Genomic DNA, 5505 nt, shown 5'->3' on the forward strand with positions numbered 1-5505 from the left:
CCGCAGCGCCCGGCCGCCCGGCTGCGCGGGTCCGAGCCCGCCATCTTGCTGCATACCAGCGGCACGACCGGGCGGCCCAAGCTCGTGCCGCTGACCCATGACCAGCTCGTCACCGCGGCCGCGTTCATGAGCCTCGAGGTGCCGGAGGCGGCGCCAGGAGCCCGGCATCTGAGCGCGCTGCCGCTGTTCCACGTCGCGGGCCTGGCGAACCTCTGCTATGCGATGTTCACCGGCGGACACCTGCATGTCCTGGGCAGTTTCAGCCCGGCCGGGTTCGTCGACGAGCTATCCGGCCGCCGCATTCAGCTGACCCAGCTCGTTCCGACGCTGATCCAGGCCGTGACGAGCGAGGTGAGTTCCCGCGCCGAGCCGCCGGACCTGCCGGATCTGGTCGAGGTCGTCTACGGTGCCTCGCCGATCCGGCCCGACCTGCTCGAGCGGGCCGTCGCCGTCCTGGGCTGCCGGTTCCGGCAGAACTACGCGAGCACGGAGACCGGCCCGCTGCCGATAAGCTCGCTGTCGCCGCGGGATCACGATCCAGCGCGCGGGCGCCTGGCCACGGCCGGCCGTCCTTCGCTCGGCTGGGAAGTGCGCCTCGGGGAACAGAGCGAGATCCAGGTGCGCGGGGCGGCGCCGTTGCCCGGCTACTGGAACAACCCCGAGGCGACCGCCCGGACGCTCACGCCGGACGGCTTCTACCGCACCGGCGACGGCGGGATCATCGACGGCGACGGCTACATCACGATCGTCGACCGGCTCAACGACGTCGTGATCACCGGCGGGGAGAACGTGTTCCCCGCCGAGGTCGAAGCGGTCCTCGCCCAGCACCCCGCCGTCGCCGACATCGCCGTCATCGGCATTCCCGACGACACGTGGGGTGAGACCGTGCACGCGGTCGTGGTCGCCGCGCCGGGCTTCGACACTGGCGAACTGCTGAGCTGGGCCCGCGAACGGCTCGCCGGGTTCAAGTGCCCCACCGGCGTCACCGTGGTGCCAGAACTGCCGCGCAACGCGACAGGCAAGGTGACGCGCGCGGCGCTGCGTGAACCGTACTGGGCCGGGCGGGACAGGCGCGTCTCGTGACCGCGACGACCAGCAAGGGACGGGCCACCGACGAGGCCTTCAAGGACGCCGCCCGGCTGGTGTTCGCGCGCGACGGTTACCTCAACGCCAAGATCAGCGACATCGCCGAGGCAGCCGGCCGGTCCCCGGCATCCTTCTACAACTACTACGACACGAAGGCGGACCTGCTCATCGCGCTGGCCGAGGAGTTCCACGCCGAAGCCACCTCGCTGGCGGCCCTGCCTTTCCAGGCCGGCCTTGCCCGGCCGGAAGCGCTGCGGGAGGCGGTCGCCGGCTTCTGGCGCACCTACGCCAAGCGGCGCGGTGAGCTGATCGGCATCTTCCAGGCGGCCATGGTCGAGGGGCGGTTCCGGGACCGGTGGCTCGAACTGCGCGGCGAGGCGATCAGCCGCATCGCCGGCGAAGTCCGCGCGGCGCAGGCACACGGCTACTGCCCCGGCGTCGATCCGGTCATGACGGCCTCGGCCCTGTCGGCCATGCTTGAGCACTTCTGCTACATCTGGCTGGGCCAGGGCGGCGAGAAGGACGTCCCGTTCGACGACGAGCGCGCGCTGGACGCGGTGGCCACCATCTGGCAGAAGGCCGTCTACTGGCGGGCCGAACCGGGCTAGCCGCATACTGGGCCGATGGGACCGACGGGACCGGCATGACCGGATCGACGCCCGGGCAGGTCGTGCGCATCGGGAACGCCTCCGGGTTCTACGGAGACCGGCCCGCGGCCTTCCGCGAGCTGCTGGAGGCCGGGGACGTCGACATCGTCACCGGCGATTACCTCGCCGAGCTGACGATGCTGATCCTGGCGCGCGACAAGGCCAGGGACCCGTCGCTCGGCTATGCCCGGACGTTCGCCGCCCAGTTCGAGGACTGCGTCGGGCTGGCGGCGCAGCGCGGAGTGCGGCTGGTCGTCAACGCCGGCGGGCTCAATCCCGGCGGCCTCGCCGGACGGCTCCGCGAGCTGAGCGAGCGCCTTGGCCTGCCGGTGCGCGTGGCGCATGTCGAAGGAGATGACCTGACGAGCCGGGCCGGCGAGCTGGGCCTGGGTGAACCGCTGGCCGCCAACGCCTATCTCGGCGCATTCGGGATCGCGGAGTGCCTGCGGGCGGGCGCGGACGTCGTCGTGACCGGCCGGGTCACCGACGCCTCTCTCGTCGTGGGCTCGGCCGCGGCCTGGTTCGGCTGGTCGTATGGCGACCTTGACGCGATCGCCGGCGCCATGGCCGCCGGGCACGTCATCGAGTGCGGCACCCAGGCGACCGGCGGCAACTACGCCTTCTTCACCACCATCGCCGACCTGCGCCACCCGGGGTTCCCCGTCGCCGAGGTCAGCGCCGACGGCTCCTCCGTGATCACCAAGCCGGCGGGAACCGGCGGCGCGGTGACCGTCGGCACGGTCACCGCGCAGCTGCTGTACGAGGTCGGCGGCGCCCGCTACGCCGGGCCCGACGCGGTGCTCCGGCTGGATTCGGTCCAGCTCACCCAGGACGGCGCGGACCGGGTGCGGATCAGCGGCGTCCGGGGCGAGCCACCACCGGACACGCTCAAGGTCGGGATCGCCGCGCTCGGCGGTTACCGCAACGAGGTCACGTTCGTCCTCACCGGCCTGGACATCGAGGCGAAGGCCGAGCTGGTGCGGCAGCAGCTTTCCGCCGCGGTCCCTGACGGCACGACGTGGACCCTCGCCCGCACCGACCATCCGGACGCCGAGACGACGGAGACGGCGAGCGCGCTGCTGCACTGCGTCGCGCGGGGAAAGGACGCCGGCGCCGTCGGCAGGCGCTTCTCCGACAGCGCGGTGCACCTGGCCCTGGGGAGCTATCCCGGGTTCCACCTCACCGCCCCGCCGGGTGCCGCCTCGCCGTACGGCGTGTTCCGGTCGGCGCCCGTGCCCGCGTACCTGGTGCCGCACGTCGCGGTCCTGCCGGATGGCAGCCGGATCGAGGTCTCCCACTCGCCGCTCGCGGTACCCGCCGCGCGGGCGCTCGCGTCCGTGCCTGAGCCGCAGTTCCCTGATTCAGAACGGGCCCGTGGTGACTCCCGCCGGGTGCCGCTGGGCCGGGTGGCGGGCGCGCGCAGCGGGGACAAGGGCGGCGACGCGAACCTCGGCGTCTGGGTGGAGGACGACCGCGCGTGGCCGTGGCTGGCCCACTTCCTCACCGTGGAGCGGGTGCGCGCGCTGCTGCCCGAGACCGCCGGCCTGGACCTGGAACGGCACGTCCTGCCGAACCTGCGCGCGGTCAACGTGCTCGTCCGCGGCCTGCTCGGCGAGGGTGTCGCCTACAACGCGCGGTTCGACCCGCAGGCCAAGGCCCTGGGTGAGCAGCTGCGCTCCCGGTTCACGGACATCCCGGAGTCGCTGCTATGACGGTGCTGCGCTCGGCCTTCGACCCGGCGTCCGCCGACGCGGCGGCCAACAGGGACGCCATGCTGGCGGCGCTCGCCGGGCTCGACGCCGAATACGCCAAGCTGCCCGAGGCGGGCGGCGCCAGGGCCGTGGCCCGTCACCGCTCCCGTGGCAAGCTGCTGCCGCGAGAACGGATCGAGCTGCTGCTCGACCGCGACGCGCCGTTCCTCGAGCTGTCTCCGCTGGCGGCGTGGGGCACCGAGTACCCGCTGGGCGGCAGCGTGGTCACCGGCATCGGCGTCATCGAGGGCGTCGAGTGCGTGATCGTGGCGAACGACCCCACCGTCCGCGGCGGCGCGAGCAACCCCTGGACGATCAGGAAGGTCTTCCGCGCCAACGACATCGCGCGAGAGAACCGGCTGCCGCTGATCTCGCTGGTGGAATCGGGCGGCGCGGACCTGCCGAGCCAGAAGGACATCTTCATCCCTGGAGGGCGGCTCTTCCGCGACCTGACCCGGCTGTCGGCCGCGGGCATCCCCACGATCGCGCTCGTGTTCGGCACCTCCACCGCCGGCGGCGCCTACGTGCCAGGGATGAGCGACCACGTCGTCATGGTCCGCGAGCGTGCCAAGGTGTTCCTCGCCGGGCCCCCGCTCGTGAAGATGGCGACGGGTGAGATCGCGGACGACGAATCGCTGGGCGGCGCGGACATGCATGCCCGCGTCTCGGGACTGGCGGATTATTACGCGACCGACGAGACCGACGCGGTCCGCCTCGGCCGCCGGATCGTGGCGCGGCTCAACCACCGCAAGGCCGGCGCGGTGCCCCATCCCGCTCCGCTGCCGCCGCGGTTCGCCGAGGACGAGCTTCTCGGGATCGTGCCGGCCGACCTGAAGCAGCCGTTCGATCCGCGCGAGGTGCTCGCCCGGGTGGTCGATGACAGCGATTTCGATGAGTTCAAGCCGCTGTACGGCACGAGCCTGGTCACCGGCTGGGCCCGGCTGCACGGCTATCCGATCGGCGTGCTCGCCAACGCCCGCGGCGTGCTCTTCTCCGCCGAGTCGCAGAAGGCGGCACAGTTCATCCAGCTCGCGAACTCCGCCCGCACGCCGCTGGTCTTCTTGCACAACACGACCGGGTACATGGTCGGCACCGAGTACGAGCAGGGGGGCATCATCAAGCACGGCGCCCTGATGATCAACGCGGTGGCGAACTCGTCGGTCCCGCACCTGTCGGTGCTCATGGGCGCCTCCTACGGCGCCGGGCACTACGGCATGTGCGGGCGGGCCTTCGACCCGAGATTCCTGTTCGCCTGGCCGTCGGCGCGATCGGCGGTCATGGGCGGGCAGCAGCTCGCGGGCGTGCTCTCGATCGTGTCCCGCGCTGCCGCCGCAGCGGCCGGGCGCCCGTTCGACGAGGACGCGGACGCGGCGATGCGGGTGGCGGTCGAGCGGCAGATCGACGCCGAGTCACTGCCCACGTTCCTGTCCGGCCGGATCTACGACGACGGCATCATCGACCCGCGCGACACGCGCACCGTCCTGGGCCTGGCCCTGTCGGTCATCGCTAATGCCCCCGAGGCCAACTCCCCCGGAGCAGGGCGCGCTTCCGGCGGCTTCGGCGTCTTCCGGATGTGATGCGCCGATGACCGATCACCGCGTGACCCGGGTGCTCGTCGCCAACCGCGGCGAGATCGCGCGCCGTGTCGTGGCCACCTGCCACCGGCTGGGGCTGTCGGCCGTGGCCGTGTGCTCCGATCCCGATCTCGATGCCCCGCACGTGCGGGAAGCGGACGCCGCGGTCCGGCTGCCAGGCAGCACCGCCACGGACACCTACCTGCGCGGCGACAAGCTCGTCGACGCGGCGCTGCGGGCCCGCGCGGACGCCGTCCATCCGGGGTACGGCTTCCTGTCGGAGAACGCCGGCTTCGCGCGAGCCGTGGTGGACGCGGGCCTCACCTGGATCGGCCCTTCCCCCGAGGCCATCGCGGCGATGGGCGACAAGGTCGAGTCCAAGCGGCTGGCCGCGGCCGCCGGGGTGCCGGTGCTGGCCGCGCTGGACCCGGCCGCGGTCGCGGCGGG

The 5505-nt window shown here is 72.6% G+C and carries 5 protein-coding genes; all 5 read left to right on the forward strand.

Annotated elements, in window-relative coordinates; all coding sequences use genetic code 11:
• A partial coding sequence (locus WA805_RS17385; protein WP_425242855.1) for a class I adenylate-forming enzyme family protein occupies nt 1-1083 on the forward strand: 1083 nt, incomplete at its 5' end.
• Complete coding sequence (locus tag WA805_RS17390; RefSeq protein ID WP_422285832.1) at nt 1080-1694, forward strand: TetR/AcrR family transcriptional regulator; 615 nt, start codon at nt 1080-1082, stop codon at nt 1692-1694. The genes WA805_RS17385 and WA805_RS17390, both read left to right, overlap by 4 nt.
• Before the next feature lie 35 nt (nt 1695-1729).
• Nucleotides 1730-3445 carry an acyclic terpene utilization AtuA family protein gene (locus tag WA805_RS17395; RefSeq protein ID WP_425242856.1) on the forward strand — a complete coding sequence of 572 codons (1716 nt, stop codon included), beginning with the start codon at nt 1730-1732 and terminating at the stop codon, nt 3443-3445.
• Nucleotides 3442-5061: an acyl-CoA carboxylase subunit beta gene (locus WA805_RS17400; RefSeq protein WP_422338907.1), complete on the forward strand. Its 1620-nt coding sequence runs from the start codon at nt 3442-3444 to the stop codon at nt 5059-5061. Before WA805_RS17395 ends, WA805_RS17400 begins: the two co-directional genes overlap by 4 nt.
• A gap of 7 nt (nt 5062-5068) precedes the next feature.
• Nucleotides 5069-5505, forward strand: a 437-nt coding sequence (locus WA805_RS17405) for a biotin carboxylase N-terminal domain-containing protein (RefSeq protein WP_425242857.1), incomplete at its 3' end; no start/stop codon positions are given.

It is taken from the genome of Trebonia sp., assembly GCF_049794275.1.
In the GTDB taxonomy this organism is placed as follows: domain Bacteria; phylum Actinomycetota; class Actinomycetes; order Streptosporangiales; family Streptosporangiaceae; genus Trebonia.